Origin of the sequence: Chryseobacterium sp. Leaf201, assembly GCF_001421435.1 — a bacterium.
Classification (GTDB): Bacteria; Bacteroidota; Bacteroidia; order Flavobacteriales; family Weeksellaceae; genus Chryseobacterium.
The window spans coordinates 1-2,023 of record NZ_LMKA01000047.1; the positions used below are offsets into that span (position 1 = coordinate 1).

The window sequence follows — 2,023 nt, forward strand, 5'->3', positions numbered from 1 at the left end:
ACATTATGGGTGAGATTATTGAAATTTTGTCCGAAGCGGAAATTTCTCATAAAGGTCTTTTTCTGAATGCGGATTCTGGATTTGACAGTAAAAATTTAAAACAGAAATTAGAAATGGAGGAAATAACGGGCAACATCAAAATCAATCCCCGAAATAGGAAAGCAGTAGATAATGATTACTATTTTGATGAAAAACTATATGAAAGCAGATTTAAAATAGAGCAGGCAAATGCCTGGTTAGACGGCTTTAAGGCTTTGCTGATAAGATTTGAAACATTGGATATTACATGGAAGGCTATGCACTTTTTGGCATTCTCCTTAACACTAATTAAAAAATTAAAAGTTTAAACAACTTCTATTATATAATTTAATTAGTTGTTATATTATTTTAGATTTTGTTTTAGTGTTTATTGCTTTGGTTCGAGGAAACTTTGTCGGACTCTTCCGGGTGAAAGTCTTCTGAAGTGAAAGCATAAGTAGTTTTGATTTTCTGTGTTATTGCTTTTTCCGTTGATGTCAAAGACCGCTGTATTCTTGCTTCGTATAAGAGGGGTTTGATTTTTCTCATTTTCCAATTCGGTTTTTTGGAAATTAAGTTTTCCATTCCTTTTTTTGAAAAATGATAGACTCAATCCCGATATTTCCCAACTGCAGACGAGAGGCCCAAAAATGGGGCGGCCTGCCGCTGGGTGTCGGGGTAAGAATTGTCGGAGGGTCCGGGGAAAGTTTTATTGCAGCAAAGCGGAGAGAAAAGTTTTTCCGGAAACCGTCAATTCTTACAGGAAAGAATTTCTAGGAATATGAATTTTCAAATTTGCATAAGGAAAACAGAACACCGCTTACGCAGCTGGAAGACAGCAAGGGTCTTTATCAACGGGAGCAATACAGAAAAACCTTAACTGCGCTTTCACTTCTGAAACTCACCAAATAAAAAAAGCCCACCGGCCTGAGGGACTCTGAACGTGGCGGGGAAAAGCCTGGGCACCAGTGTCCCAGAGCCGGTTCCGCTTTAGTTCGTAAAAATGGTTTCGGAGGCAGCTGGCCAACCGCTGATCCGGAATGATTTGTCGAACTAAACCTTGTCAGGATATCGCGCCAGGATTAATTCTTAGTTCGCAAAAAGAAAAGCTGCAGAAGATCCCGGGACCATTTTTTACGAAGTATAAAATATGCACCCCAATGTATCAGAAGTTATTATTAACAGTCGGAAAAAACATCTGGAATCCTGTAAGGCAAAGTACGGTGAAAACTTAAGAGTATCAGCAGGAAGGATGCGTCTAAGACCACAAGTCCTACTTATAAATTAAAAAAACTGATAGAAAACCATTTTTTATTAATCGTTTTTTGAGATTTAATTTCATCTATCAATAATGTTTCGGGGCTTTGCAATGGTAGGGCAATCGAAGCGAAAATCTTCAATTTTGTACAAAATTTCAATCGAAAAGTGCCGTTGAACTTTGAAGTTCCCTCATTATTGTAAAACCCTTCTATGTGACATTCTTCATTTGATTAATAAGTTTCCATTTTTTATTTTCAAAATGAAAAGTAAATATTTCTTCTTTGACTTTATAATCTGCCGAAGATTTATAAATAATTTTTACTTTAAGTTGCCTCTCTAAAAGGTTTGTAAATTCTATCCTAATTGAATCATATTCTCTTAAATCTTTTAGATTGTGTCCATTAGTTGATAAATAATACGATTTTTGATTGTTAATATAGGCAGTATTATTTTTCGAAATTATAAAACTGTATAGCTCGGAATTTTTAACTTTTGTGCTTTCATTGATAAAATATTCATTATTTGTAAATATTTCAATCTTTTTAGGAATTATATTTTTTTTATGTTTATTCAGTTTTTGTAAATTTTCAATCATCCAAAAATCACTTTCATTATAATTTGGATTTTTAATATTTATTTTTGAGTGACACCAATAAAAATCATCGGGCAAAATTGCATAACGTTTAAGATTTGTTTCAATAAAAACAATTAAATTTTCCGATTTTAAATATTGTTTATTTATTTT

General features: G+C 33.4%; 4 protein-coding genes. 2 read left to right on the plus strand and 2 right to left on the minus strand.

The annotated features are described in order from the left end of the window. Nucleotides 1–347: transposase (locus ASE55_RS20255; protein ID WP_410493001.1), on the plus strand; the 347-nt coding region annotated here is incomplete at its 5' end. 52 nt (nt 348–399) lie between these two features. On the opposite strand, the gene ASE55_RS20445 is transcribed toward ASE55_RS20255, so the two are convergent. After that, the gene (locus ASE55_RS20445) at nt 400–567 is read right to left on the minus strand and encodes a hypothetical protein (RefSeq protein ID WP_185116271.1); all 168 of its coding nucleotides are present in this window, start codon (nt 565–567) and stop codon (nt 400–402) included. Nucleotides 568–618: 51 nt separating this feature from the next. On the opposite strand from ASE55_RS20445, the gene ASE55_RS20260 reads away from it, so the two are divergent. Next, a complete protein-coding gene (locus ASE55_RS20260) occupies nt 619–795 on the plus strand; it encodes a hypothetical protein (protein WP_157844627.1) in 177 nt (58 codons plus the stop codon). 691 nt (nt 796–1,486) lie between these two features. Here ASE55_RS20260 and ASE55_RS20265 read toward each other — a convergent pair. Next, the coding region (locus ASE55_RS20265; RefSeq protein ID WP_157844628.1) for a hypothetical protein at nt 1,487–2,023 on the minus strand (537 nt) is incomplete at its 5' end.